This is a genomic window from Nocardia sp. NPDC004151 (assembly GCF_042874235.1).
In the GTDB taxonomy this organism is placed as follows: Bacteria; Actinomycetota; Actinomycetes; order Mycobacteriales; family Mycobacteriaceae; genus Nocardia.
The window spans coordinates 294,508-318,826 of record NZ_JBIAMR010000004.1 but is presented as its reverse complement, the minus strand read 5'-3'; the positions used below and the strand labels follow the sequence as shown (position 1 = coordinate 318,826).

General features: G+C 69.5%; 27 protein-coding genes and 3 pseudogenes. 15 read left to right on the top strand and 15 right to left on the bottom strand.

The features are described from left to right. Nucleotides 1-46: 46 nt before the first annotated feature. The 5 genes from hypB to ACFYTS_RS12250 form a co-directional block, all read right to left on the bottom strand. Entirely contained in the window at nt 47-889 is an 843-nt protein-coding gene (gene hypB / locus ACFYTS_RS12270; RefSeq protein ID WP_387303427.1) for a hydrogenase nickel incorporation protein HypB, read from the bottom strand. Beyond that, on the bottom strand, nt 847-1,221 hold the full coding sequence (gene hypA, locus ACFYTS_RS12265; protein ID WP_387303425.1) for a hydrogenase maturation nickel metallochaperone HypA: 375 nt from the start codon (nt 1,219-1,221) through the stop codon (nt 847-849). The genes hypB and hypA overlap by 43 nt, the downstream gene beginning before the upstream one ends. A 35-nt stretch (nt 1,222-1,256) precedes the next feature. Then, nucleotides 1,257-2,378: a HoxN/HupN/NixA family nickel/cobalt transporter gene (locus tag ACFYTS_RS12260; protein ID WP_387303423.1), complete on the bottom strand. Its 1,122-nt coding sequence runs from the start codon at nt 2,376-2,378 to the stop codon at nt 1,257-1,259. Between the two features lie 104 nt (nt 2,379-2,482). Next, the gene (locus ACFYTS_RS12255) at nt 2,483-3,268 is read right to left on the bottom strand and encodes an SDR family NAD(P)-dependent oxidoreductase (RefSeq protein WP_387303421.1); all 786 of its coding nucleotides are present in this window, start codon (nt 3,266-3,268) and stop codon (nt 2,483-2,485) included. Nucleotides 3,269-3,296: 28 nt separating this feature from the next. Beyond that, entirely contained in the window at nt 3,297-4,097 is an 801-nt protein-coding gene (locus ACFYTS_RS12250; RefSeq protein WP_387303418.1) for an alpha/beta hydrolase, read from the bottom strand. A gap of 201 nt (nt 4,098-4,298) precedes the next feature. On the opposite strand from ACFYTS_RS12250, the pseudogene ACFYTS_RS12245 reads away from it, so the two are divergent. Together ACFYTS_RS12245 and ACFYTS_RS12240 are read left to right on the top strand one after the other, a co-directional pair. Continuing rightward, nucleotides 4,299-4,430, top strand: a pseudogene (locus ACFYTS_RS12245) (LysR family transcriptional regulator); the annotation flags it as partial. 135 nt (nt 4,431-4,565) lie between these two features. Continuing rightward, a complete protein-coding gene (locus ACFYTS_RS12240) occupies nt 4,566-5,300 on the top strand; it encodes a LysR substrate-binding domain-containing protein (protein WP_387303817.1) in 735 nt (244 codons plus the stop codon). Between the two features lie 3 nt (nt 5,301-5,303). Here ACFYTS_RS12240 and ACFYTS_RS12235 read toward each other — a convergent pair whose 3' ends face one another. Together ACFYTS_RS12235 and ACFYTS_RS12230 are read right to left on the bottom strand one after the other, a co-directional pair. Beyond that, nucleotides 5,304-5,570, bottom strand: coding sequence for a hypothetical protein (locus ACFYTS_RS12235; protein ID WP_387303415.1), 267 nt, complete (start codon nt 5,568-5,570; stop codon nt 5,304-5,306). Nucleotides 5,571-5,605: 35 nt separating this feature from the next. After that, the gene (locus ACFYTS_RS12230) at nt 5,606-5,950 is read right to left on the bottom strand and encodes a hypothetical protein (protein WP_387303413.1); all 345 of its coding nucleotides are present in this window, start codon (nt 5,948-5,950) and stop codon (nt 5,606-5,608) included. A 491-nt stretch (nt 5,951-6,441) separates the two neighbouring features. Between ACFYTS_RS12230 and ACFYTS_RS12225 the strand changes: the two are divergent. Further along, nucleotides 6,442-7,469: pseudogene (locus tag ACFYTS_RS12225) on the top strand (alcohol dehydrogenase catalytic domain-containing protein). A 238-nt stretch (nt 7,470-7,707) separates the two neighbouring features. Here ACFYTS_RS12225 and ACFYTS_RS12220 read toward each other — a convergent pair. Next, nucleotides 7,708-8,661: an SDR family NAD(P)-dependent oxidoreductase gene (locus ACFYTS_RS12220; RefSeq protein WP_387303410.1), complete on the bottom strand. Its 954-nt coding sequence runs from the start codon at nt 8,659-8,661 to the stop codon at nt 7,708-7,710. Nucleotides 8,662-8,802: 141 nt separating this feature from the next. Between ACFYTS_RS12220 and ACFYTS_RS12215 the strand changes: the two genes are divergently transcribed. The 6 genes from ACFYTS_RS12215 to ACFYTS_RS12190 are packed head-to-tail and all read left to right on the top strand — an operon-like array spanning nt 8,803 to nt 14,008. Further along, entirely contained in the window at nt 8,803-9,393 is a 591-nt protein-coding gene (locus ACFYTS_RS12215) for a lipocalin family protein (protein WP_357276030.1), read from the top strand. Beyond that, a complete protein-coding gene (locus ACFYTS_RS12210; RefSeq protein WP_387303407.1) occupies nt 9,381-10,724 on the top strand; it encodes an NAD(P)/FAD-dependent oxidoreductase in 1,344 nt (447 codons plus the stop codon). The genes ACFYTS_RS12215 and ACFYTS_RS12210 overlap by 13 nt, the downstream gene beginning before the upstream one ends. Next, the gene (locus tag ACFYTS_RS12205; protein WP_387303404.1) at nt 10,721-11,446 is read left to right on the top strand and encodes a DUF1365 domain-containing protein; all 726 of its coding nucleotides are present in this window, start codon (nt 10,721-10,723) and stop codon (nt 11,444-11,446) included. Before ACFYTS_RS12210 ends, ACFYTS_RS12205 begins: the two co-directional genes overlap by 4 nt. After that, nucleotides 11,443-12,729: a class I SAM-dependent methyltransferase gene (locus ACFYTS_RS12200; RefSeq protein WP_387303401.1), complete on the top strand. Its 1,287-nt coding sequence runs from the start codon at nt 11,443-11,445 to the stop codon at nt 12,727-12,729. Before ACFYTS_RS12205 ends, ACFYTS_RS12200 begins: the two co-directional genes overlap by 4 nt. Continuing rightward, nucleotides 12,726-13,133: a hypothetical protein gene (locus ACFYTS_RS12195; protein ID WP_387303399.1), complete on the top strand. Its 408-nt coding sequence runs from the start codon at nt 12,726-12,728 to the stop codon at nt 13,131-13,133. Before ACFYTS_RS12200 ends, ACFYTS_RS12195 begins: the two co-directional genes overlap by 4 nt. Further along, nucleotides 13,130-14,008: a MerR family transcriptional regulator gene (locus ACFYTS_RS12190; RefSeq protein WP_387303396.1), complete on the top strand. Its 879-nt coding sequence runs from the start codon at nt 13,130-13,132 to the stop codon at nt 14,006-14,008. Before ACFYTS_RS12195 ends, ACFYTS_RS12190 begins: the two co-directional genes overlap by 4 nt. Here the strand turns inward: ACFYTS_RS12190 and ACFYTS_RS12185 are convergent. Next, the gene (locus ACFYTS_RS12185) at nt 13,986-14,846 is read right to left on the bottom strand and encodes a MerR family transcriptional regulator (RefSeq protein ID WP_387303394.1); all 861 of its coding nucleotides are present in this window, start codon (nt 14,844-14,846) and stop codon (nt 13,986-13,988) included. The genes ACFYTS_RS12190 and ACFYTS_RS12185 overlap by 23 nt on opposite strands. 50 nt (nt 14,847-14,896) lie before the next feature. On the opposite strand from ACFYTS_RS12185, the gene ACFYTS_RS12180 reads away from it, so the two are divergent. Both ACFYTS_RS12180 and ACFYTS_RS12175 read left to right on the top strand, forming a co-directional pair. Then, nucleotides 14,897-16,345 carry an SDR family oxidoreductase gene (locus ACFYTS_RS12180; protein ID WP_387303391.1) on the top strand — a complete coding sequence of 483 codons (1,449 nt, stop codon included), beginning with the start codon at nt 14,897-14,899 and terminating at the stop codon, nt 16,343-16,345. A gap of 313 nt (nt 16,346-16,658) precedes the next feature. Beyond that, a complete protein-coding gene (locus ACFYTS_RS12175) occupies nt 16,659-16,853 on the top strand; it encodes a hypothetical protein (RefSeq protein WP_357276047.1) in 195 nt (64 codons plus the stop codon). Nucleotides 16,854-17,088: 235 nt separating this feature from the next. Here ACFYTS_RS12175 and ACFYTS_RS12170 read toward each other — a convergent pair whose 3' ends face one another. After that, nucleotides 17,089-17,511 (bottom strand): CBS domain-containing protein, encoded by a 423-nt coding sequence (locus ACFYTS_RS12170; protein WP_357276049.1) that lies wholly within the window; start codon nt 17,509-17,511, stop codon nt 17,089-17,091. A 152-nt stretch (nt 17,512-17,663) separates the two neighbouring features. After that, nucleotides 17,664-17,858, bottom strand: a complete 195-nt coding sequence (locus tag ACFYTS_RS12165; protein ID WP_387303388.1) for a hypothetical protein — start codon at nt 17,856-17,858, stop codon at nt 17,664-17,666. 331 nt (nt 17,859-18,189) lie between these two features. On the opposite strand from ACFYTS_RS12165, the gene ACFYTS_RS12160 reads away from it, so the two are divergent. The 4 genes and pseudogenes from ACFYTS_RS12160 to ACFYTS_RS12145 all read left to right on the top strand — a co-directional run bounded on the left by ACFYTS_RS12160 (nt 18,190) and on the right by ACFYTS_RS12145 (nt 20,850). After that, nucleotides 18,190-18,561, top strand: a complete 372-nt coding sequence (locus tag ACFYTS_RS12160; protein ID WP_387303385.1) for a Zn-ribbon domain-containing OB-fold protein — start codon at nt 18,190-18,192, stop codon at nt 18,559-18,561. A 39-nt stretch (nt 18,562-18,600) separates the two neighbouring features. Then, nucleotides 18,601-19,035: pseudogene (locus tag ACFYTS_RS12155) on the top strand (hypothetical protein); the annotation flags it as partial. 499 nt (nt 19,036-19,534) lie between these two features. Further along, a complete protein-coding gene (locus tag ACFYTS_RS12150) occupies nt 19,535-20,110 on the top strand; it encodes a hypothetical protein (protein ID WP_387303382.1) in 576 nt (191 codons plus the stop codon). Then, a complete protein-coding gene (locus ACFYTS_RS12145) occupies nt 20,107-20,850 on the top strand; it encodes a cobalt-precorrin-6A reductase (RefSeq protein WP_387303814.1) in 744 nt (247 codons plus the stop codon). The genes ACFYTS_RS12150 and ACFYTS_RS12145 overlap by 4 nt, the downstream gene beginning before the upstream one ends. Before the next feature lie 25 nt (nt 20,851-20,875). Here the strand turns inward: ACFYTS_RS12145 and ACFYTS_RS12140 are convergent, their stop codons facing one another. From ACFYTS_RS12140 to ACFYTS_RS12125, 4 genes are all read right to left on the bottom strand, one after another. After that, nucleotides 20,876-21,421 carry a PadR family transcriptional regulator gene (locus tag ACFYTS_RS12140; protein ID WP_357276060.1) on the bottom strand — a complete coding sequence of 182 codons (546 nt, stop codon included), beginning with the start codon at nt 21,419-21,421 and terminating at the stop codon, nt 20,876-20,878. 54 nt (nt 21,422-21,475) lie between these two features. Continuing rightward, entirely contained in the window at nt 21,476-23,098 is a 1,623-nt protein-coding gene (cobJ, locus tag ACFYTS_RS12135; protein WP_387303379.1) for a precorrin-3B C(17)-methyltransferase, read from the bottom strand. After that, on the bottom strand, nt 23,095-23,730 hold the full coding sequence (locus ACFYTS_RS12130) for a precorrin-8X methylmutase (RefSeq protein ID WP_357276065.1): 636 nt from the start codon (nt 23,728-23,730) through the stop codon (nt 23,095-23,097). The genes cobJ and ACFYTS_RS12130 overlap by 4 nt, the downstream gene beginning before the upstream one ends. 108 nt (nt 23,731-23,838) lie before the next feature. Further along, nucleotides 23,839-24,276: an Lrp/AsnC family transcriptional regulator gene (locus ACFYTS_RS12125; protein WP_357276068.1), complete on the bottom strand. Its 438-nt coding sequence runs from the start codon at nt 24,274-24,276 to the stop codon at nt 23,839-23,841. Between the last annotated feature and the right edge of the window lie 43 nt (nt 24,277-24,319).

Here is a 24,319-nt window from a genome sequence, read left to right as displayed (position 1 = left end):
CATACAGCTCGGAATCGCGTCGAAATGTGACCCTGATCACGCCAGTCTATTCTCGGCGCAGACCTTCCTCAAGATCGCTGAGCAGGGCGGACGTCTGTTCGAACAGCCATTCGTACCAGTTCGCCAGGCCCATTCCCGTGGTCGCCGACACCGTCAGCACGCCGATCCCGGGATTGATGGAATTCGCGTACTCGCGGCACCGCTCCACATCGAAATCCACGTAGGGCAGCAGGTCAATTTTGTTGACCAGCACCAGGGAGGCGGCCGCGAACATGTGCGGATATTTCAACGGTTTGTCGGTGCCCTCGGTCACCGAGATGACCACGACCTTCGCGTGCTCGCCCAGGTCGAAAAGCGCGGGGCAGACCAGATTCCCGACATTCTCGATGAACAGCAGTGTGCCGGGGGCGGGGGACAGCGCCGTGAGCGCGCTGTCCATCATGGCGGCGTCCAAGTGGCATCCGGCGCCGGTATTGACCTGGACCACCGGCCGCCCGGTCGCGCGGATGCGCTCGCCGTCGAGCATGGTCTCCTGATCGCCCTCGATCACCGCGATCGAGGTGTCGGCGAGGTCGCGCAGCGTGCGCTCGAGCAGGGTCGTCTTGCCCGAGCCCGGGGAGCTGGTCAGGTTGATCGCCAGGATGGCCTGCTCGGCCAGCCGGCGCCGGACCGTGCGGGCCAGTGCGTCGTTCTTCGCCAGCACCTTCTGTTCGAGGGTGATCGTCTCGGTCGGCGCGAGGTGCACGTGCTCGCCGGGACCGTGCCCGTGCACATGGTCGCCCGCGCCGCCGTCGTGCCGGTGCGGATGATCGTGCTCGGGTGAATGGTGGTGGGGGACAACGGTGATCACGGCTGATCCGTCATCACCGCAGCCGCAGGTGGCGCACATTCCCGGCTCACCTCCAAGGACCGGATACGCAGCTCGCGCCCCGCGGTGATTTCCACGTCGGCGCTGCCGCAGGGACACAACAGGATCGGATCGGCGACCTGGAATCGGTCACCGCAGGATCGGCACGACGCACTGCCCGGAATCACGGCGATCTCGAGCCGCGCGCCCTCGGCCACGGTTCCCTCCGTGGCGATCTCGAAACAGAACTCCATCGCGGCGGGGATCACCGCGCACAGCGCCCCGACCTCGACGGTCACACTGTGCACCCGCCGACCGGCGGCGTGTTCACACACCGCCTCGACCAGGCTGCAGGTTATCGCCATCTCGTGCACACGGGCCTCGATTCGACGATCGGAGAAGACCCACGCTACTCCCCGGCCTCGGGTGCGCGGGCGGTTGTCTCCACCCGGGGCGCACCGGCCCACCGCTGCTCGATGCGGCCGAAGCGCCACCCGGCCAGGGCGATCACCCAGACACCGACGAAAACACCGACGACCAGGCAGCCGAGCAGTGTCGAATCGATGCCACCGGGGTCGGAACCCGCGCCACGCAGGCTCAGCAGTTCGACCGTGCCCACGATCAGGGCGACCGCCACCGACAGCGCCGTCACGGTGAGGTTGTAGTAGACCTTGCGCAGCGGCTGCGCGAAGGCCCACCCGTAGGCGAAGTTCATGAAGGTGCCGTCGAGGGTGTCGAGCAGGCTCATTCCGGCCGCGAACAGCACCGGCAGGCACAGGATGGCGTACCAGGGCAGCCCGGCCGCCGCGCTGGTCCCGGCCAGCACCAGCAGCGCGACCTCGGTGGCGGTGTCGAAGCCCAGGCCGAACAGCAGCCCGATCGGGAACAGCTGCCACGGCCGGGAGATCGACTTCATCACCGGGCCCAGCAGCCGGGTCACGAACCCGCGCCCGGCGAGCCGGTCCTCCAGCTCGGCCTCGTCGAAGCGGCCCGAACGCAACCCGCGCACCGCCCGCAGAATCCCGATCAGCACAACGAGATTGATGAGCGCGATGAGATAGAGGAAGCCGCCCACCACCGCGGCGCCGACCACGCCGGAGTAGCGGTGCAGCACCGAGGAATCGTCGGCCACCGGCCCGGCCACCGCTTTCACGCCCACCGACAGCAGCAGGGCCAGCCCGAACACCACGGTGGAATGCCCGAGCGAGAAGTACAGCCCGGCCGACAGCGGCCGCTGCCCGTCGTGCATGAGCTTTCGGGTGGTGTTGTCGATGGCGGCGATATGGTCGGCGTCGAAGGCATGCCGCAGCCCCAGCACGTAGGCGGTCAGCCCGACCCCGACCCCGAGCGTCCGGTCGCCGACGCTGAAATGTCGCGGGGCCACGATCCCGATCAGCGTGCCCCAGCCGATCACATGCAACCCGACGACCACCGCGACGATCCCGGCCAGGCGGAGCCATTCCTGCCTGGTGATGGTGAACCGATCGGTCAGAAAGCCGATCGGACCACGTCGCTGCACTGTCGACGCCACGGCTGACTCCCTGCGACCCGGGTTCCTCGACCGTAGACTCCGCCGACCCCGCGCGGCAAGGCCACTCGACGCTCGGACAGCGGCCGTACCTCGAGCACGGACGCTCAGGTGGTCGTGAGCAGTCCGCCGTCGATCACGAAGTCCGAGCCGGTGATGTTCGCGGCGCGCTCGCTGGCGAGAAAGACCGCGAGGTCGGCGATTTCGTCGGGGCGGGTGAAGCGGCCGGTGACGGATGCCGCTGCCGCGGACCGTGCGACGTCGTCGGCGTCGCCGCCGGTGGCGTGGGCGATCGCATGGGCGACACCGGTGTCTCCCAGCCACAGGTCGGTGGCGACGGGGCCGGGGCTGATGGTGTTGACCCGGATGCCGTGGGGGCCGAGCTGTTTCGACAGCGACTTCGCGGTATTGGTGAGAGCGGCTTTCGCGGCGCTGTAATCGATCACCGCCGGATCGGCGAGCGTGGCATTGACCGAACTGATCATGACGATGCTGCCCTGGCCCGCACCGAGCATGGCGGGCAGCACGGCGCGGGTGGTTCGGATCGCGGCCAGCAGATCCAGAGTGAGGGTGCCCAGCCAGTCGTCGTCGGTGACGTCGAGGAACCCGGTCAGGCGGGGCGTGACCTTGCCGACATTGTTGACCAGAATTCTTGTGTCACCGAGCTTCTCGGCGGCGGCAGCCACATCGATCGCGCCCTCCGGGGTGGACAGATCGACCTCGACCGGATGTACCCGGCCGCCGTCGGCGAGTGCGCGCAGCTCGTCACCGGTGTGGCGGGCGGCGGCGACCACGATCGCGCCTTCCTCGACGAGGGTCCGGGTGATGGCCAGACCGATACCCCGGCTCGCGCCGGTGACCACCGCGAGCACGTCGGTCAGTCCGAGATCCATGGCAGGCGCTCCTTCGTCCGGTCGGTTACTACAGGCCCTGGTCGGCCAGCCAGGCGAGCACGGCGTCGGCGACGTCCTTCCAGCCGCTGTCCACCGTCAGTGAATGGCCACGGCCCTCGAACTGCTTCAACTCGGTCACCGCGGTGGAGTCGCGGTACTGCTTCAATGTCGATCGAGTGACTACATCGGGCACCGTGTGGTCCTCGAGACCCGAGATGAGCAGCAGCGGACCTCGATCCGCGTTGCCGGTGTTCACCTTCGCCTGCGAGTGCAGCACGAAGTTGGCGGCGGCGGCCTGGAACAGCGGGCGGGCCGGTGAGGGAATGGTCCACCGTTCGAACAGCTCGTCGGATTCCTGCTCGGACACCGCATTCCCGAATCCGAATCGGAATTCCTTCTCGGTCAAGGAGACCGCCTTGTGCAAGTTGGTCGGGTTTCCCAATGCCGGCAGGCCGGCGCGCAGCTGCGCGAGGGGCAGCGGCAGGACTCCCTTGATCTGCGCCGGATCGATCGCGACTCCGGCGACGCCGCGCCCCTCGCCCAGGAGCTTCTCGGTGATGAGGCCGCCGAAGGAATGGCCGACAATGATCGGTGCGGCAGGCAGGGTGTCGATTATCTCGGCGAAATGCGCTGTGGCATCGTCGATTCCAATGTTCGCGACCGCTTCCGGATGCTCGCGCGCGGACGCGACCGTGTCGGGCTCACCCGGCCAGCCCGGAGCGATCGGAGCGTATCCAGCGGCGCGGAAGTGTTCGACCCACGGGCCCCAACTGGTGGCATGCAGCCACAAGCCGTGAATGAACACCACCGGGGTAGCGGACTGCGGCATGTCGATCCCTCTCTGCGCGAACCTGCGGCGGCGCCAGCGGGTTCGACGGCGCATCGCCCGGCGCCCACGGCCCCTGCCGAGTCCACCATCGCGTCCCCGCGGATGTCCAAGTCATATCCAGCCCAGATCGATAACCGAGACGGCATACTTGCAGGCGAGGATGCGTTCGAGGCCGCGGGGATCGAAGAGTGAGGGCGAATTGTGGACCTGGACATACGCCGACTGCGCTACTTCGTCGCCGTCGCCGACGAGCTGCACTTCGGGCGCGCCGCAGCCAAGGTCTACATCAGCCAGCCGGCGCTGTCGAAGCAGATTCGCAAGCTCGAGGATCAGCTCGGCGTGCGACTGCTGGAACGTGACAGTCGCCATGTGACACTGACTGCGCACGGACACCGGGTCCTCTCCGATGCTCGGGAGTTGATCGCCCTGGCCGCCCGCATCGGCGAACACCCCGTCGAGTCCGCGACGGTGCGCATCGCCCACATCTTCGAGCTGCAGACCAGCCGGATCGTCGCAGACGCCTTCGCTGCCGCCTATCCCGATGTCCGGCTCGTCGAGCGCTCGCTGGACAGCCGGCGGCAATTGGACGCATTGCTGAACAACCGGCTCGATGTCGCGATATTGCGTGTCACGGCCGAGATGGTCGCGCTGAATCCGACCGGCTGGCAATTTCATCGCCTGCGTCTCGAACCGATGTTGCTGGTCGGCCGCCCGGGCGATCCGCCGAAGGCCTCGGTATCCCTGTTCGAACGCCCGGTGGAGGTCTTCGCCGACACGCCCGCGTCCGGGCTGTACAACGCGCACGGCGACTATCTCACGACCCTCGAACGCGCCAGCGGGATGTCGATGCGATGGCTGGGTAACCCCGGTACCTTCGGGCATTGCCTGGCCGCCATGCACCGTGCCACCGAGTCGGGCTATGTCCTCGAATTCGAAAGTTACGCAGCACGATACGCGGAGTCTGGAATACCGATTCACCATCCCGCGGAGCTGCAACCGTACTACCCGTGGTGTATCGCCTGGCGCGACGAACCGCACAATGCAGCCGTCGCCGACTTCCTCCGAATCGCTGAACACACTGCCCGGCAGCACCATTGGCACCTCCCACCCCACCGTCCGGCGCGGCCCTGGGTGCCTCCTGACGACCCGACGCACTCGCCCCAAGCCGTGGCCGCGACCACCGCGCCGCGGCCACGGCCGTGAGGGTCAGCTGACTTTGACGTTGTCGAGGTCGATCGAGACCAGCACCGGCTCTTCGACGCGGTGCCCGGTCACGTCACGGCCGTAGACGACACGCTTGGTAGGTAGCACGATGCCATCGACCGTCAGGAAGTCGCTCGAGTAATGGGCGGCAGGCGAATTCGCCGAGATCTCGACGGAGTAGTCGCGCCTGCGGATCAGGCCGTCGGCATCGATGCAGAGCACCTGGTGCGCGCTGTGGGTGGCGATGGCGTCCGGGTACTGGACAGCCAAACGCCGCCAGGTCCGGCCGTCCTCGTGCCAGGTGCTCAGTTGCTGTAGACGCCGGGCAGGGTGAGCGAGTACGGCTCGGACAGGTAGGTCCACATCGCGTAGCCCGAGAAGTAGGCCAATTGCAAGGTAGACCAAGGGGTTTCCAGCACGTGCCCGGCGAACGAGTTGCGCGGCGTGGTCAGTTCCTCGACCGTGCGGGGTTCGGGTTCGTCGGATTCGATCGCCACGCGGTCGGGGCTGAACGACAGTCGAGTGCCGGGCGTGAGCGCCGGTCGGAGCCAGGTGCGCTGCTCGGGCAGCCGGATCTCGACGGTCGAATCGTCGATGATTCCGTCGACGCCCTCGAGCGCCCAGGGCACCCCACCGACGCGCTGATGCACCGAGATGGCGTCGATCCGCCGCCAGCGCTCGACACCACCGTTTCGCCGATCACATCGTCAGGTAGATCCATGACAATCGCTCCTCGTCTCCGCCTGCGGGAACCTCCCGCGGCATAACCACGGTCCGGCAATCCGGTCATGCTTCGCGCCAGTGATCACCCCTGGCCCGTGGCCCGCGCCGCGCGGGCCAGGGATCGTCGATTCAGCGGGCACCGGCGCTGCCGGGCCGGACGACGAGGATCGGGGGGCGCGATGTGCACCAGAGCGGAGCTGGTGGAACCCTGCAGCACGCCCGGGAAGCCGCCTCGCCCATGACCGCCGACCAGTGCCGAACCCTGGTCGGGCCTTGGGCGCGGTCGGGGACCGTCGGTTATCCATGCACAGGAAGGGCTGGGGGCACTACCCTCGAAGGTGCCCCGGCGGTCCGATGGAGGACCGTGACGGACAGGACTGCGTTTCAGGCCCGCTCACAGCCGGAGGGAGTTCTTCCGATGCCCAGCATCCGATCCGTCCAGGTGGACCATCCGGACGGCGAACTGTTCCTGACCACTCGCGACATACCCGATCCGGGGCCGGGACAGGTGCGGGTCACCGTCGAAGCCTGCGGTATCTGCCACTCGGACAACGCGTTCGTCACCAATGCGTTGCCGGGTGTGACGTTCCCGCTGACGCCCGGCCATGAGATCGCGGGTCGTATCGACGCGGTCGGCGAGGGTGTACCGCGCTGGCGTCCCGGCGTCCCGGCGACCGGGTGGCCGTCGGCTGGTTCGGCGGTGCGTGCCTGTACTGCGACCACTGTCGTGACGGGGACTTCATGCATTGCGAGAACCTCCAGGTGCCGGGCTGGCAGTATCCGGGGGGTTATGCTGACGCCGTGGTCGTGCCGGCCAGCGCGATCGCCCGCATTCCCGACGAGTTCACCGCGGTCGACGCCGGACCGATGGCCTGCGCGGGAGTGACCACCTACAACTCGCTGCGCCGGAGCCAGGCGCGCCCCGGCGATCTGGTCGCGATCCTCGGCATCGGCGGGCTCGGGCACCTCGGTGTCCAGTTCGCCGCGAAGATGGGTTTCGATACCGTCGCGATCGCACGGGGAGAGGACAAGGAACCGCTCGCTACGAAACTCGGGGCCCGGCACTACATCGACTCCACAGCCCAGGATGTCGCCGCCGAACTCCGTCGTCTCGGCGGCGCCCGCGTCGTTCAAGCCACCGCCGCGAGCTCCGAGGCGATGGCCGCCACCATCGACGGCCTGTCCACGGACGGTGAACTGATCGTCATCGGTGCGGTTCCGACGCCGATCCCGGTCAGCCCCTTCCAACTGATCTTTCAGTCCCGGGCCGTGCGCGGGCACCCGGCAGGCACCGCCCGCGACATCGAGCGCACCCTCGACTTCGCCGCCGTCACCGGCATCCGGGCCATGATCGAGGAGCGGCCGCTCGACGATGCGCCCGCCGCATATCGCCACGCTCTCAGCGGGAAGGCCCGGTTCCGTGTGGTCCTGACAACTGGACTCTGACCGCAGCCCGGTCGCCGGGCGGGGTCGAGGTCGCGGGGCTGTCGGACGGTCGTGGCAGGTCGGCGGCTATATGAATTCCCTTGCACGGTAGCGGGATTGGCTCATCGCTGATCCTTTGCACCTGTCGTGGCGTTGTTCATCGCGGGGCGGTCGCGGCCATGGCACTGGCGAGCCTCGGTCCAGCGCTTTGCCGCTGCGGATACCGATGCACTGTTTATGCATCGATAAGCCGGTTGAGTCACCTGGCGGGCAAGCCCGCCGCGGCGGCGCAGTACTGCCACACCCGTTCCCGGTCGGCGGCCGACGTGCGGGTCCCGGCCCGGTAGTGCTCCGGCCGGGCGCGGCGATCGTGCCAGAAGCGCCCGGACGGGACGTCGGTGGCCGCCAGCCAGACCGCGGTGTCCGCGCCTTGCTCGGGTGTGCGCAGGAGCGGTCCGGCCAGTCGGCGGAAGCGGGGCAGTGCCGCCGAGATGCCGGGGGTGTCCACCCAGCCCGGGTGCATGCAGTGCACGGAAATTCCCTGCGGCGCATATCGATCGGCGAGTATCGGGGTGAGGGCCACCTGGATGCGCTTGGAGCGCGCGTAAGCCGTCGCGCCGCGATAGGGCGTCGCCCGGTACTCGATGTCGCCGGGGTGCAGGGCCTGGGTGTACATGCCGCCGGAGGACACCAGGATCACCCGCGCCGCCGCCGAGCGGGTCAGCAGTGGTGCGAGCGCCTCGGTCATCAGCAAGGGGCCGAGCACGTGGGTCGCCAGGCAGAGCTCGTGGCCCTGTGGGTTCTCGGTTCGCCGCGGCGGCAGCACTCCGGCGTTGTGGACCAGCACGTCGACGCGATCGACCTGCCGGGCCAGGTCGGCGGCGACATCGCGGACGGCGGCCAGGTCGGAGACATCGCAGCATGTGACCCCGACCGCCGCGCCGGGCACGGCCGCGGTGATCTCCGCCGCCGCGGCGACGCCGCGCTCGCGGTCGCGCACGACCAGGGTGACCGCCGCGCCGACTTCCGCCAGCCCGGTCGCGATGGCCTTGCCGATCCCGGAGTTCGCGCCGGTGACCAGGGCGGTGCGGCCGCGCAGCGCATCAGTGGGGATCGACGGCCACGACCCGCGCCGGAGCCGGTGACCGAGGCGGCCGTAACCGAGTACGACCGTGCGATCCAGGAGGTCGTCGAGGCCGTGCTGTGCGCTCATGCTGTCTCGCCTTTCGCTCGCGTCGCTCGATGCCGGGCATAGATTCAACTGATGCATCGTTTTTGCATCGATTGAATGCTAGCATCGACAACCAGGAGCCGGGAACAACCGACCGGCGCACGCCCAACCGGCGGAGGAACCATGCACACCAGTCCATTGCGCGGCCGCCGATGGCTGCGCGCCGCGGCCGCCGCCGCGGTCCTGCCCGCCTGCTGGCCGCTCGCCGCCCGGGCGGCCGCCGCCCCTCCGCCGCCGGTGCCGATGCTGGAGGTGTCCCGGTATACCGGAACCTGGCTGCAGCTCGCGGCGATCCCACAGCCGTTCAATCTCGCCTGCGCACGCGACACCCGGGCCGAGTACACCCCCACACCGGACGGACTGACCGTGCGGAACTCCTGCACCACCTGGCTCGGCACCCGTGACGAGATCACCGGCACCGCGCGCATCACCGATCCGGCCACCAACGCGCAACTGGGGGTGAGCTTCCGGGGGGAGTCCGATCCGGCGACCAACTACATCGTCACCGCGCTGGATCCCGACTACCGCTGGTCGGTCGTCGTGAACCCCGGCCGCACAGCCGGTTTCGTGCTCTCCCGTACGCCCGCGCCCGACGCCGGGCAGTGGAGCGACATCCGCGCGGGCATCGACGCGGCGGGCATGGATCCCTGCCTGTTCCTGACCTCACCGGTGACCGGCGGCTTCGACGGAATCGAGCCGTTGTGCGCGCGCTGACCGGGGCGGCCCGTCGCCGCGTCGCGGTGATCGGCAGCGGAGTGTCCGGCCTCACCGCCGCCTGGGTGCTGGCCCGCGACTGCGAAGTGGTGCTGTACGAGGCGGATTCGCGGCTCGGCGGCCATGCCCACACCCATCGGGTGCCCGTGCGTGCGGACGGCTCCGGCGATCGCCTCGGCGTGGACTCGGGGTTCATCGTGCACAACGACCGCACCTACCCGACGCTGCTGCGGTTGTTCGATGAACTGGGCGTGCGCACACAGGAATCCGACATGTCGATGTCGGTGCGCTGCGACGGCTGCGGCCTGGAGTACGCCGGAGCGAAGGGGCCGCGCGGACTGATCCCGGAACCCTCGGTCCTGCTGCGCCCGCCCTATCTGCGCATGCTCGGTGAGATCACCCGCTTCCACCGGCTGGCGCGAGCCGAATTGGCCACCGGCGCCGACGAACCGCGCACCCTCGGCGAGTTCCTCACCGACTGCGCCTTCACGCCCTACTTCACGGCGCATTTCATGGTGCCGCTGGTGGCGGCGGTCTGGTCGTGTCCGCCACGGCTGGCCCTGCGCTACCCGGCCCGCTACCTGTTCACGTTCCTCGATCATCACGGCATGCTCACCGTGTTCGGATCGCCCACCTGGCGCACCGTCACCGGCGGCTCGGCGAGCTATGTGCGGGCCGTGGCCGCCCGCCTGCACCAGGTGCGCGCCGGGGTTCCGGTCCGCTCGGTGCACCGTGGCGCGCACACCGTCGGAGTGCGTGACGATGCCGACGAGGTGGAGTTCTTCGACGCCGCGGTCATCGCCACCCACCCGGAACAGGCGCTGCGCCTGCTGGATTCGCCGACCATCGCCGAGTCGCACATCCTCGGAGGGCTGCCCTATACGGCCAATCGAGTGCTGCTGCACACCGATGATTCGGTGCTGCCCCGGCGGTCCGGCGCGCGCGCCTCGTGGAACTACCGGCTGCCGCACTGCACGGCCACCCCGGAGCGGGTCCAGGTCAGCTACGACCTGACCCGGTTGCAACGCCTGCCCGACGGACCGGGCGATCGGCGGTTCCTGGTCACCCTCGGCGACGACGGCCGGGTGGCGCCCGAGTCCGTGCTCGCGACCATGGACTACGAACACCCCCGGTACACACCCGAATCCATGACCGCGCGCCGCCGGCTCGCCGAAATCGGGGACCACACAGTGGCGTTCGCCGGGGCCTACCACGGCTGGGGATTCCACGAGGACGGCGCACTGTCCGGCGTACGCGCCGCCGAACGGATCGGCGGCCGGTGGCACGGGAGCCCATCGACCCCGGCTGTCACCATCCGGGAGTCGTCATGACCCGAGCGAGACTGGTGCGCACCGTCATTCACCACACACGACTGGCGCCGGTGCGGCACGCCTTCACCTATCGCAGTTACAGCTGGCTGGTCGACCTGGACGAACTGCCCGCACTGTCGTGGCCGTGGCGCTGCTTGGCGAGCTTCCGTGCCCGCGACCACCTCGGCGACCCCGCTGCCACCCTGCGCGCCAATGTGATCGACTACCTGGCCGCGGCCGGAATCGAACTGGGCGATGGACGCATCCTCATGCTCGCCAACGCCCGGGTGCTCGGATACGTCTTCAATCCCCTCACCGTCTACTGGTGCCACGACGCGAACGGCACACTGCGCTGGGTGATCGCCGAGGTCCACAACACCTACGGCGAGCGGCACCGCTACGTGGCGCCCGCGCGGCCGGAAGCGATTGTCGCCAAGGAGTTCTACGTGTCCCCGTTCACTCCCGCCGCCGGACGGTACCGGCTGCGGGCTCCGGAACCCACGGATCGGCTCCGGGTGGCGATCACGCTGGAAGGAACCGACGGCCGCGCCGTCTTCGCCGGGACCGTCAGCGGGCAAGTGCTGCCCGCGAACCGGCGCACCGTGGCCCGGGTACTGGCGGCGCACCCGGTCGAAACGCTGCGGGTGACCGCCCTGATCCGCTGGCAAGGCCTACGCCTGTGGCGCCGGGGCCTGCCCATCACTGCCCGCCCGTCGGCTGCCTCCCGGGAGGTCCTGACATGAGCCGATCCTCGTTCGCACGGCCGCCCGCCGTCTCCGGTGCGCACCGAATCGCACCGCCGCCGGTGCCGATCGGCCCGCGGTCCGCACTCGGCCGCCCGGTCGTCCTGGCCCTGTTCGAGCGTGCGGTGCAACGCCTTCCGCTGCGGATCGAACTGCCCGGCGGTGAACGCTGGGGCGGCGCGCTCGACGACCCGGATGCGCCCCGCCTGGTGCTTCACGATCCCGACGCCTTCGCCCGGCGGATCGCGGTCTCCGGTCTCATCGGGTTCGGCGAGGCGTACATGGCCGGCGAGTGGAGCGCCCCGGATCTGCCCGCGGTGCTGACGGTGCTGGCCGCCGACATCCGCGCAGTGGTGCCCAGGCCACTGCACGTGTTCCGGCCGCTGCTGCTCCCGCGACACCCGCGGGCCACCAGGGCGACCGCCGCGGGTGCCCGCCGCAACGCCGCGCACCATTACGACCTGTCCAACGACTTCTTCGCGGCCTTCCTCGACGAGACCCTGACCTATTCGGCGGCGCTGTTCGAACGCCTGGAACCGGCACCGACCTGGGACGATCTCGCCGCGGCGCAGCATCGCAAAATCGATCGGCTGCTCGACGACGCCGGGGTCGGGCCGGGCAGCACGGTGCTCGAAATCGGCACCGGCTGGGGCGAATTGGCGCTGCGGGCGGCACGCAGGGGCGCGACGGTCCGGTCGCTCACCCTGTCCTCCGAGCAACAGCGTCACGCCCGGCAGCGGGTCGCGGCCGCCGGGCTGACCGACCGGGTGTCGATCGAGCTGCTGGACTACCGTCGCGTCGACGGGCGCTACGACGCCGTCGTCTCGGTGGAGATGATCGAGGCGGTCGGATACGACTACCTGCCCGGCTACCTGGCCACCCTCGAACGGGTGCTCTCGCCCGGCGGGCGCATCGCTCTTCAGGTCATCACCATGCCCCACGACCGCCTGCGGGCCGCCCGGCGAACGCACACCTGGATCCAGGAGTACATCTTCCCGGGCGGGTTCCTGCCCTCGGAAACCCTGCTCGCTCAGCTTCTTTCGGCGCACACCGGCCTGGGGATCACGCATCGCCGCAGCCTGGGCCACCATTACGAGCACACGCTGCGCCTGTGGCTGGAACGGTTCACCGCCGCCGCCGACCACGTCGCCGACCTGGGATTCGACGAGGTCTTCCAGCGGATGTGGCGGTTGTACCTGGCGTACTCCGAGGCCGGATTCCGCTCGGACTATCTCGATGTCGTGCACTTCGTGCTGCGCGAGCGGGACGGCGGTGCACGATGAATCCGACCACGCCCACCCGGATCCTCGGCGCGGCGACGGCCGCCTACGGTCTCGCCGTCGCTCTGCGACCCGAGATCCTGTTGCGGCCCACGGGTTTGGGCACCGGTCTCGAATCGGAGCCGCGAGCCGCGGCGCGGCTGATCGCCCTGCGCGACCTGGCCTCTGGCCTGGCGATGCTGCTGACCTCCGATCCGCGCGCGCGGCGCACCGCGATCGTCGTGCGTGTCGCTTCGGACGCGGCCGACACCCTGGTGTTCGCCCATGCCCTGCGCGGACGGCCCGAACAGGTGAAAACGCTGGCAGTGACCGGCGGTTGGGGAGTGCTGTGCGCGGCCGGCGCGCTCCACGAGTGGCGTCGTGGCCGGCGACACCGGCTCGCGGCGCACGGTGCGGTGCGGACGTGACTTCCGGGCCGGGCGGGACGCAGTCGGGCGCGGTGGCCGAGTTCACCGTGGGCGCGGTCGCGCGGCGGGTGGGTGTTCCCGTGGCGACCTTGCGCAGCTGGAATCGGCGTTACGGCATCGGCCCGCAGCGGCATCGGCCCGGGGAGCACCGGTCCTACACCTCGACGGACCTGGCGATGGTCACCCGCATGGTCGAGTTGGTGCGGGCCGGCGCGAGTCCCGGCAGTGCCGCGCGGGCAGCGCGGGCCGTCGCCGAACCGGCCCCGCGCCGCGGCGATGTCAGGCCGGTGCTGGCTGCGGCGGAGCGCATGGATGTCGCCCGGTTGCTGACGCTGCTGTCGGCGCACGTGGCCCATCACGGGGTGGGCGACACCTGGAATCTGTTGTGCCGCCCCGCCTTCGCGGAGATCGTCGATCGCCAGCGCCGCGGCGAAGGCTATATCGAGGTCGAGCACCTGCTGTCCTGGGCGTCCACGACGAGCCTGCATCGTGCGGTTCCGGCGGTGGCGGACGCGGCGGGGGAACCCCGAATCATGTTGGCCTGCACCGCCGGAGAGCAGCATGTGCTGCCGCTCGAAGTCCTGCGCGCGGCCTTGGCCGAATGTGGAACCGCGGCGCTCCTGCTCGGTGCGTCGGTTCCGCCGGAGGCACTCGAGCGCGCTCTGTCCCGGCGACGCCGCCCGGCCGCTGTCGTGCTGTGGTCGCAATCGCCGGGCACCGCGTCGCTCGAATCGCTTCGGGTGGCCACCGCCGGGGCCGGGCCGGTGTTCGCCGCCGGGCCGGGCTGGGAACACGCCGGCGGCGAGGCCGACGTCTCGCGATTGCGCTCGCTGGAGGAGGCGCTCGATGCGCTTACCGCGCCGCGGACGCGCTGAGCAGTTCGACCGCTTCGGTGAGATCGGCAAGCCGCCGGGCGGATTCGGGCAGGATGAGAGTGTCCCAGCCGGGACCGCCGACATAGACCATCGCCTGAGCGTCGGCGCAGGCCCGGATCGCGGAGGTGAGGGCCGTCGCCTCCTGCTGCGACCACAGCACGACCGTGGCCGGAACCGGGACGCGGGCCAGCGTGTCGGCCAGGGCCGCGGTCGGGACATCCGGCCCGAGCATGCGCGCCCCCACCTCTCGTTCCGCGAGCGCCGCGCGCAGCACTTCCAATGGCAGAGAATGGGTTTCACCGCCGGTGCAGGCGAGGATCAGCGGCGCGGACATGCGGGCGGTGGCCGGCGGCACGGTCCGGTGCAGGGCCGCGACGATGCCCCAGGACAGCAGATGCTCCACGTCCACGCAGCCCTCGCCGGCGAGCTGGCGGCCGACGATCTTCGCGAAGGCGGGGCGGCACAAGCCATCCCAGGTGTCGATCACCCCGTACATGCGCAGATGCTTCTCGACCAGATCGCAGACCACGTCGGTATCGAGATCGAAGGCCGCCGACACGAGCGCGGCCGCGTCACCGAACGACAGGGCGGAACCGCGGGCGGCCGCCGCCGCGCCGGCCGGCGTGGATCCGGCGCGGATCAGATCGACCATCCGCGTCAGCAGCGCGATATCGCCTTCGGTGTAGAGCCGGTGCCGGCCCGGGCGATCCTGTGCGGGGCCGATACCGTAGCGGCGATTCCAGCTGCGCAGGGTCGCGGTCGGGATGCCGAGCCGTTCGGCCGCCGCGCGGACCGAGAAACCGGTCTGTTCGTGGGCGGATATCGGGCGGTGCGACATGCCTTGATTGTGCCTGTTCATGATCGGAAGGGGTGATTACGGTGCGGTGTGTGGTGTTCGGGGCCACCGGCTATATCGGTGGCCGCCTGGTGCCGGAACTGCTGGCGGCCGGGCAGAGCGTGCGCGTCCTGGCCCGCGACGTCGGCAAACTCGACGACGTGCCCTGGCGGGATCGGGTGGACGTGGTGCGCGGCGACGTGACCCGCCCCGACGACGTGCGCGGCGCCCTGGCCGGGCAGGATGTTCTCTACTACCTGGTGCATTCGTTGGCGCGCACCGATTTCGAGCATGTCGATCGGGAAGCGGCGCGCACGGTCGCGGCGGCGGCGGACCGTGCGGGACTGCGGCGGATCGTCTACCTGGGCGGCATCACGCCCGCCGATCAGGAACTGTCACGTCATCTGGCGTCGCGCGCCGAGGTCGGTGAGATCCTGGTGCGGGCGGCGACGCCCGCGGTGGTGTTGCGGGCCGCCGTCATCATCGGTTCCGGCTCCGCGAGTTTCGAGATGCTGCGCTATCTCACCGAACGCCTGCCGGTCATGGTGACGCCGCGCTGGGTGCGCAACCGCATCCAGCCCATCGCGGTGCGCGACGTGCTCTACTACCTCGTCGCCGCCGCGGGTCTGGCGGGCGACGTGAACGACGCGTTCGACATCGGGGGCCCCGACGTGCTCACCTACCTCGGCATGATGCGCGGCTACGCGGCCGTCGCCGAGCTGCCTCGCCGGTTGATCGTGCCGGTCCCGGTGCTCACACCCTGGCTGTCGGCGCAGTGGGTGAATCTGGTGACCCCGGTGCCGCGGGCGATCGCTGTTCCGCTGATGGAATCACTGGTCAACGACGTGATCTGCGCCGATCACCGGATCGCCACGGTCATCGCCGACCCGCCCGGCGGGCCGACGCCGTATCGCCGCGCGGTGGCCCTGGCGTTGCAGCGGGTCCGAGCGCTGGACGTGCCCACCCGCTGGTCGGACGCGAATCCGCCGCACGCCCCGGCCAATCCGCTGCCCACCGACCCGGAATGGTCTGGCGGCTCGATGTATTGCGATGTGCGAGAACAGGATACGGCTGCAGACCCGGAAGCGGTGTGGTCGGTGCTGGAGGCGATCGGCGGCGCCAACGGCTGGTACTCCTTCCCGCCCGCCTGGGCGCTGCGCGGCTGGATCGACCGCCTGATGGGCGGTGCCGGGCTGCGTCGAGGCCGCCGCCATCCGCACCGGCTGCGCGAAGGCGACGCCCTGGATTGGTGGCGGGTCGAACGCCTCGAGCGCGGCCGCCGAATCCTGCTGCGCGCGGAGATGCGGGTCCCGGGCCGCGCCTGGTTGGAACTGTCGGTCTCCCCGGCCTCCGGTGGCGGCGCCCACTACCGTCAGCGCGCCCTGTTCGAACCCCACGGCCTGGCCGGGCACCTCTACTGGCATGCCATCGCCCCGTTCCACGCCCTGATCTTCGGCGGCATGGTTCGCAATATCACCAGCGCGGCACAGCGAGCGCGGTGAGCGCCAGGCTGGGTACTTCGAGGGTGCCCTCGGGCAGGCCATCCGTCCGCAGGGTCCGCCCGCACGTCCCCTTCCACCCTGTCCGCGTGACAGTTCTCGGGGAATTGGGCCGACCGTAGCCTGTCATTGACCTTGAACGCCTACCCTGGGGCAGGTCGGCCCCTCCGCGGTGGCGCAGACCCCTCGGCAATTGCCTTTCGGGCCCTCGTGGCATTCCTCGCGCGTGGTCGACCTCGGCGTACACCGCCGCCGCGAGTTGAGAATCCAGCCCGCCCGGTGAGACCGGCGTCGGGCACGGATTCGGAGGTACGCCATGACAGCAGCTCCACACGAATCACACGGTGACGGCCCCGCTCGGCGGGCCGGACGCCGGCACCGGACACCACCCACCATCACCCGCGGTTCCGACGATGACGCGCCGGTGGTGCGCTGGCCGGATCCGAGCCGGCTCGAATCGTGGTGGGACGCGATCATGCATCACGCCGACGAGCCGCCCGTCGCCACGTGATACGTCTGGGCGGCTGGGCCCGGGCGCCCATTCATCCGTAGCGCCCGGGCCCATCGGGTGACACGCCGTCAGGTGCTCGACTGCCAAGTTGCCCAACGAATTCCATCGAGGATGGACGGCTGCCTGGGTTGCCGAGGGCAACCACAACTCGGTGATCGGGCACTCTGCCGGCTCCCGGCGCAGATGGCCGGTCTCAGGTCACACCTCCTCCAAGCCCCATGTCTGGAGGTGGGGCTCACGCTCTTCCGTAGATGGCGGTGACGAACTCCCCGAGTGTGTGTTCGTCGAGGTGCCTGGCCAGATCGGCTTCGCTGATCATGCCGACCATCCGCTTGCGCCCGTCGATCACCGGCATCCGCTTGACCCGGTGGCTCTCCATCGACCCGAGCACCTCGGAGACGTCGGCGTCAGCGGCCACCCAGCGTGGTGTGGCCTCGCACAGCTCACTGGCTCGGGTGGCCTCGGGGGACAATCCCCGGGCAACGCATTTCACCGCGATGTCGCGGTCGGTGATGATGCCGACCATTCGTTCGTTGTCATCGGCGACAACCACCGATCCGACGTCGAGCTCGGCCATCACCTGGGCCGCGTCGGCGACGGTCTGATCCTGCGATATCCACTGGGCGCCGGGCCTCATGATCTCGCGTGCCGTGGTCATAGAGCTACCTCCTCATATCCAGCCTGTGCTGATCAATGGGATGAAGCGACCCAATTCTCCGCGCTTATCGCCGGAGGTGCGAGATTCCGGAGCATCACGAAGGTGTGACTGTTCGGCATCTTCAGCAAGGATCCGGCCTTGGGCGGCGGGAATTAACCCGAGGTGATGCTGTCGACCTTGTCGCGAAGAACCCCTATGCGGGCGCCGAGATAGCGGCGGACGGGCGAAGTGCGGACCAGCCCGTGTAAAGGGCGCGGTCGAAGAAGTGGGAGAACGACCCGCTCGAGCGGGGGCATCCAGCCGCGGTAGAAGTCCTCGGCCCGGTCGATCTCGGGGCTGCTGGCCACGGTCGCACCACTTTTTCGGGTGCTCGAGTTGGCCTCGGACGTTTGGAACTCAGGCCCTGCCAACGTCAGTTACTGATCGAATGGGAGACAAACAGGCCTAACGACTGCCGTCAAGGGCCTGTTGTCCCTTCGGCGCGGCCTTCGGAGGGCGCCGGTTCAGCCGACGACTCGAAGCCCGTTCTCACGTCCTTCGGGCACAGCGGTGCGTCGGGTAGCGGGTAGCAGGCGTAGGAGAAATAGGTATATCGGGGGTAGTTCGACCGTCGTGGTCGTGCCCACCGGCGACGAGGCTGAGAGGTGTCCCGTTGGCAACCCTCGAGCGGAGGAACCGATGTCTGCACCCACCCTTCAGCACAGCTCTCATGACGCCGGCATGGTCGCGGAAGAGATCTTGATGATCCGCAGATGCGTGACCTGTGACAGGTTGTTCGCGCCGATGACCGCCGGATGTTCCTCGTGTTCGTCGGACGACCTGGAGTGCGTGCCGTCGTCCGGCGTCGGGTCGCTCGTGTCGTGGCGGGTGGTGGATCGCGCCGGTGCGCGTGGTGGGTTGGTGCCGTTGACGGTCGCGATCGTGGAGCTCGACGAGGGGCCGTGGGTCTATGCCTCCCTCGAGGGTGAGGTGCCGCCCGTGGAGGGGCCGGTGCGTGTGCAGTTTCAGCCGCGGCCTCGGGACGACAGGTTTCCCGTCTTCGTGGTGTGACGCCCCTGGAACGTGCGGTGTGCCGAATTCGATCTCCCCGACCGCGGAGGTCGCAGCGATGCCACGGTGAACCGCAACGGGATCCGGATGGGGTCCGTCGACATCTACCATGTGGTCGAGGCGATACCCGCGATCGCCGAGGCGATGGTCGTCGGCGTCGACGGACCGGACGCGAACTATTGGATGCCGATGTTCCTCACCCTCATACCGGGCGCCGAGCTCACCGACGAACTCGTGAACGGAATCCAGGACAGGATACGAATCAGGTTGTCCCCGAGGCACGTTCCCGACGGGGTGATCGAGGCCCCGGGTATCCCCCACACCCGAACAGGGAAGAAGCTGGAGATTCCCGTACCCGCCATGCTCGCCGGACGCGATGTCAGCATCGATGCCAAATCCATTGGTCGGTCTTGTCTCAGCTGCTCGGAGACAGGAGGCGTCATGTCGGTCCGCCGAAGGCTGAAGCGCAAGTGACGCACAGGGTGCGGTCGACTTCGAGGATCCGGCCGAATGGGCATCCATTGGCAGGGACCCGAAGTGCATTCGACCGGCCGGTAGGAGGGTGCGCCAGTCGGCAGAGGGATACTCCTCCCGCGAAACGCGCGCAATTAGTGACTCCGCCGGCGCCGCTACCGGTGCGGGGGTGGTGGTCAGCGGAGATCTTTCCGATTCTGCGGGGAGTGGTCGACCCGGGGCAACCTTCGAAGCACGGTAGCAATCCATGCCGCGGGCAAGACGGGCGACAAGCGCCGGGCGAGTGCGCAATTGGGACATCAGAGTGGTGTGGGGTTTGGAATAGGGCACTTCGCTGACCAGGCGGGATACCTTCTCGGGGTGATGGACAAAGATGTATGACAGCGGAATCCGTGTCCTCCCTGAGCCATCCAAACTGAAACATCACTACGTCAACGGTAGGGTTACGACCTGGAATCCGAGGGTTATCGGATTCGGATGTTGCTCTATTAGGAGATCGATGAAGTACACAAAGTTCGTGGCTACCGCATTCGTCGCCGCGGCCGCGACCGGCATTGCCGCGGGCACCGGATACGCCGTTCCGCTCGACCAGGCTCCGGTCGTGGAGCAGGCCGCGTCGCCGCTGCACGGCACCCAGCAGGGCGTCGGCTACGACGTCGTGGTCAGCGATGCCAACGACATCGTCACCAAGGTCACCGGCGGACAGTTCAGCCTGGACGCCACCGGCCAGACGGTGTTCCTGAAGAACCAGGCCGGGAACGTCGTCACCCAGGTGCCGCTGACCGGCACCCTGGCCGGCAAGCAGTACGGGCTGACCGCGGCCATCGACACCACCGGCACCCAGCTGACGCTGACCTCGGTGTCGGCGCCGCTGGCCACCGCCAAGGACATCGACTCGCAGGGTGACTTCTTCGGGCAGCTGCAGCACGCGGCGCTGGGCGGGATCATCGGCGGCATCCTCGGCGCGTTCCTGTTCGGGATCGGCGCGATCCCGGGCGCGATCATCGGGCTGCTGGTCGTCGGCGGGCAGCCGCTGATCGATTCCGGGTCGGCCTACTTCAGCGGGCAGCCCTGAGAACGCTGATCCTCGGCGGCACCCGGGAAGCCCGGGAACTCGCCGACATCGCGTCCGGCGAGCGGGGATTCGAGATCGTGTCCTCGCTCGCCGGGCGGGTGCGCGCACCCGCCCTCCCGGTCGGCGCGGTGCGGGTGGGCGGATTCGGGGGTGCCGAGGGGTTGCGGGAGTGGCTGTCCGGCAACGGCATCGAGGCCGTGGTGGACGCCACCCATCCGTTCGCGGGCCGGATCACCGCCAATGCGGCGGTCGCGGCGGCGGCGCTCGGACTGCCGGTGCTGCATGTGCGGCGGCCGGGGTGGATCGAGCGGTGCGGGGACCGGTGGGTGCGGGTGCCGGATCTGGAATTGGCGGCGGAAGCCGCTGCGGCGCTGGGTAAACGGGTATTTCTGACCATCGGCCGCCAGGGTGTGGCCGCCTTCGAGCACTCCGACGAGTGGTTCCTGATCCGGGCGATCGACCCACCCGAGGGCGCGGTGCCCGCGCATCACGAATTGCTGCTCGCCCGCGGACCTTTCAGCGTCGAGGACGAGATCGCATTGCTCGTCGAACGGCGCATCGACGTCCTGGTGACCAAGGACAGCGGGGGCGCGCTCACCGAGGCCAAGCTGACCGCGGCCCGGGAACTGGGGCTGGCGGTCGTGATGATCGACCGGCCGCCGCTGCCCGCGGGCGCGGAGCAGGTGGAAACCGTTGCGGCAGCGTGGGATTGGCTGCGCGCCCGGCGCGACGAAGCGTAACGGCATCGGCCGGGCGGCGATCCGGTCAGGACAGGCGGCTGGTGCGGTCCAACAGCTCCGGCAGGCGGTCGAACCATTCCAGGACGGCGCGTTCGTAGCGGATGCCGAAATCCAGTGTGGCCCGCTCGTAGGGCGACATCCGCTGCTCGTCCTGACCGGACAGGTAGCCCGAGAGCCGCTGTTCGTGGACGGTGCGGTTGGCGGCGACGATGCGTTCCAGGCGGGCGGCGTCCACGAATTCCCCGAAGGACAGGGTCAGCAGTAGCGGCACCCGGATGGTCTCCGCGCCCGGATCGCGGGCGATCCATTCGGCGAAGGCCTCCCGGCCGTCCTCGGTGATCCGGTACGGCGTGCGGTCGCGGGCGCCCGAGGCGCCCTTCTCGACCAGGCCGAGGCCGTGCATGGTGGCGAGCTCGCGGTACACCTGGCTCTGGGTGATGGTCCAGAAGTCGCCGATGCGGTCCTGGGCCAGCGCCACCAGATCCCACCCGGACATCTCGCCCTGGTGCAGGAATCCGAGTAGGGACGCGGCCGTCGAGTTGAGCGGGCGTCGAGCGTGATCTTCTGGCACCGGCACTCCTTCCACAGCCTACGTTCTACATAGGAATATTACGGGGCCGGGCGTTCAGGCCTCGTAGCGACGCGAGGTGAACACGCGCGGACCGCCGGCCGCCTCGAACACCGTGGTCGTGGACGCGCCCACGATCAGCAGCGTGCGCATGTCCACCACGGCGGGATCCAGCTCACCCAGCGTCACCACCCGCACCGACTCCGTCGGGCCGCCCACATCGCGGCCGATCACCACCGGCGTCTCCGGCTTGCGGTGCTCGAGCACCAGATCCCGCATGGCCGCCACCTGCCAGGTGCGCTGCGACGACGCCGGGTTGTAGACGGCGAACGCCATATCCGCCGAGGCCACCGCCGAGATCCGTTGCGCCACCGTCTCCCACGGCTTGAGGCGATCCGAGAGCGAGATCATCGCGAAATCGTGGCCCAGGGGCGCGCCCAGCCGGCTCGCCACCGCGCTCGCGGCGGTCACTCCGGGCAGCACCCGCACGGGCACCTCGCGCCACTGCGGATCCGCCGACTCCTCGATCACCGCCGCCGCCATGGCGAACACGCCGGGATCCCCGGACGACACCACCACGACCTTCGCGCCCTGCTTGGCCATGTCCAAAGCCATTCCGGCGCGCTCGGATTCGACGCGATTGTCACTGGCGTGGCGCCGCTGACCCGGCCGCACCGGCACGCGGTTCACGTAGGTGGTGTAGCCGACGATGTCGGTCGCCTCGGCCAGCGCCCGAGACACCTCCGGCGTGGTCCAGGCCTCGTCGCCCGGTCCCAGTCCGATGACGACGACCTCGCCGACCTGGTCCTGCCGCGTCACCGAGGATGCCGGATCTGCTTCGATGGGAACCGCGCTCGAGACGCCGGTCGGAGTCGCTGCCGCCGGCGCACCGGTCGGAGTCGCTACCGCCGCAACCGATTCCGAGCCGTCCCGCGCGGCTGACTCGGTCAGGGTGATGCGGGTCTGCGGGGTGGGTCCCGGAACCACCGTGATCGCGAAGTACGGGACGCTCGACTCGTCGACGTCGGCCGCGCGCAGCACGCGCTGCCGGTCGGAGCTGGCGCGCTCGACGTAATAGGCGTCGTCGAGGCGGCCGGAGTCGGCGAGGGCGCGGCGCACACCGGGGTAGGTGCGGCCGAGCTTCATGATCGCGGCGGCGTCGGTCTCGCGCAGGCGGCGGGTCAGCTCCTCGGGCGGCAGCGTGCCCGGCAGCACGGTGAGAACCTGCTTCTCCTCCACCAAGGGGGTGCCCAGGGCGGCGGAGGCGGCGCTGACCGAGGTGACGCCGGGGATGATCTCGGTGTCGAACCGGTCGGCCAGGCGGCGGTGCATGTGCTGGAACGAGCTGTAGAACAGCGGGTCACCGGCGGCGAGCAGCGCGACGGTGCGGCCCGCCGCGAGGTGCTCGGCCAGGCGGGCGGCGGCGGACTCGTAGAACTCGTCGATCGCGCCCTGGTAGCCGCCGGGGTGGTCGGTGGTCTCGGTGGTGACCGGGTAGATCAGGTGCTCCTCGAGCTGACCTTCGCGCATGTAGGGGGCGGCGATGGCGCGCGAGATGCTGCGCCCGTGCCGGGCGCTGTGGAAGGCGATGACGTCGGCCTCGCCGATCGCCCGGGCGGCCTTGACCGTCACCAGTTCCGGATCGCCGGGTCCGAGCCCGACACCCCAGAGCTTGCTCATTCTTGTTCGCTCGCAATCGCATTGAGGGCGGCGGCGGTGATGGCGCTGCCGCCGCGCCGGCCTCGCACGGTCAGGAATTCGACGCCGCCGTATTCGGCCAGCGCCTCCTTGGATTCCGCGGCCCCGATGAACCCGACCGGGATGCCGAGCACCGCGGCGGGGCGGGGCGCGCCCGCGTCGATCATGTCGAGCAGGTGGAACAGCGCGGTCGGCGCATTGCCGACGGCCACCACCGCGCCGTCGAGGCGGTCGCTCCAGAGCTCCAGGGCCGCAGCCGATCTGGTGTTGTCCATCCGCGCGGCCAGGTCGGGTACGCGCGGGTCGTCGAGCAGGCACAGCACGTCGTTGTCGGCGGGCAGCCGCTTGCGGGTGACGCCGGAGGCGACCATCTTGGCGTCGCACAGGATCGGCGCGCCCGACCGCAGCGCGGCCCGCGCCTTGGCCACCACATCGGTGCTGAACTCGACGTCGCCCGCCAGGTCCACCTGCCCGCAGGCGTGGATCATGCGCACCACCACCTGTGACACGTCCGCCGGGAACCGGGTCAGATCGGCCTCGGCCCGGATGGTCGCGAACGAGCGCCGATAGATCTCGGCCCCGTCTTTGAGGTAGCTGGCACGCACGTCGGACATGGCCTCCACCCTAGATTTCGCCGCCGGGGCGGCGCTGGGCGGGTAGTGCGCCCGGCCACAGTGGACGGTCCGCAGCGGGCGCGGCCGGTGCTTTCGGGCCCGGCCGGGTCAGGTGCGGGGGCGTTCGAGCAGGCGGGACATGACGATATTGCTGCGGGTGCGCCCGACGCGGGCGTTCTCGCGGATGCGTTCGACGGTGGCCTCGATCTCGGCCATGTCGGTGGCCATCACGTGAACCAGTGCGTCGGCCTCACCGGCGATGGTCCACACGCCGACGACCTGGGGAATCGGTTCGAGGCCGCGGCGTAGTTCGGCGGGGGAGATGTTGTCGCGGTAGAAGACCTCGACATACGCCTCGGTGCGCCAGCCCAGGGCGGCCGGGTTCACGACGGCGGTGAAACCGGTGATCTGGCCCGCCGCGACCAGTTTGTCGACGCGGCGTTTGACCGCGGGGGCGGACAGACCGATGACCGCGCCGATGTCCTGGAACGAGGCGCGCGCGTTCTCCAGCAGGTGGGCCAGGATCCGGCGGTCGAGATCGTCCACGGTCGCTCCTTCGCAAGGATCCGGGCATATCGGGCGCGATGAT

Excerpts from the sequence above, each read along its gene's own strand:
- ACFYTS_RS12255 (WP_387303421.1), bottom strand. The coding sequence starts at position 3,268 with ATGGATCTCGGACTGACCGACGTGCTCGCGGTGGTCACCGGCGCGAGC.
- hypB (WP_387303427.1), bottom strand. The coding sequence starts at position 889 with ATGTGCGCCACCTGCGGCTGCGGTGATGACGGATCAGCCGTGATCACC.
- ACFYTS_RS12150 (WP_387303382.1), top strand. The coding sequence starts at position 19,535 with ATGAAGTACACAAAGTTCGTGGCTACCGCATTCGTCGCCGCGGCCGCG.
- ACFYTS_RS12185 (WP_387303394.1), bottom strand. The coding sequence starts at position 14,846 with ATGTCGCACCGCCCGATATCCGCCCACGAACAGACCGGTTTCTCGGTC.
- ACFYTS_RS12160 (WP_387303385.1), top strand. The coding sequence starts at position 18,190 with ATGTCTGCACCCACCCTTCAGCACAGCTCTCATGACGCCGGCATGGTC.
- ACFYTS_RS12250 (WP_387303418.1), bottom strand. The coding sequence starts at position 4,097 with ATGCCGCAGTCCGCTACCCCGGTGGTGTTCATTCACGGCTTGTGGCTG.
- ACFYTS_RS12205 (WP_387303404.1), top strand. The coding sequence starts at position 10,721 with ATGACCCGAGCGAGACTGGTGCGCACCGTCATTCACCACACACGACTG.
- ACFYTS_RS12195 (WP_387303399.1), top strand. The coding sequence starts at position 12,726 with ATGAATCCGACCACGCCCACCCGGATCCTCGGCGCGGCGACGGCCGCC.
- ACFYTS_RS12170 (WP_357276049.1), bottom strand. The coding sequence starts at position 17,511 with ATGACCACGGCACGCGAGATCATGAGGCCCGGCGCCCAGTGGATATCG.
- ACFYTS_RS12220 (WP_387303410.1), bottom strand. The coding sequence starts at position 8,661 with ATGAGCGCACAGCACGGCCTCGACGACCTCCTGGATCGCACGGTCGTA.
- ACFYTS_RS12215 (WP_357276030.1), top strand. The coding sequence starts at position 8,803 with ATGCACACCAGTCCATTGCGCGGCCGCCGATGGCTGCGCGCCGCGGCC.
- cobJ (WP_387303379.1), bottom strand. The coding sequence starts at position 23,098 with ATGAGCAAGCTCTGGGGTGTCGGGCTCGGACCCGGCGATCCGGAACTG.
- ACFYTS_RS12175 (WP_357276047.1), top strand. The coding sequence starts at position 16,659 with ATGACAGCAGCTCCACACGAATCACACGGTGACGGCCCCGCTCGGCGG.
- ACFYTS_RS12130 (WP_357276065.1), bottom strand. The coding sequence starts at position 23,730 with ATGTCCGACGTGCGTGCCAGCTACCTCAAAGACGGGGCCGAGATCTAT.
- ACFYTS_RS12200 (WP_387303401.1), top strand. The coding sequence starts at position 11,443 with ATGAGCCGATCCTCGTTCGCACGGCCGCCCGCCGTCTCCGGTGCGCAC.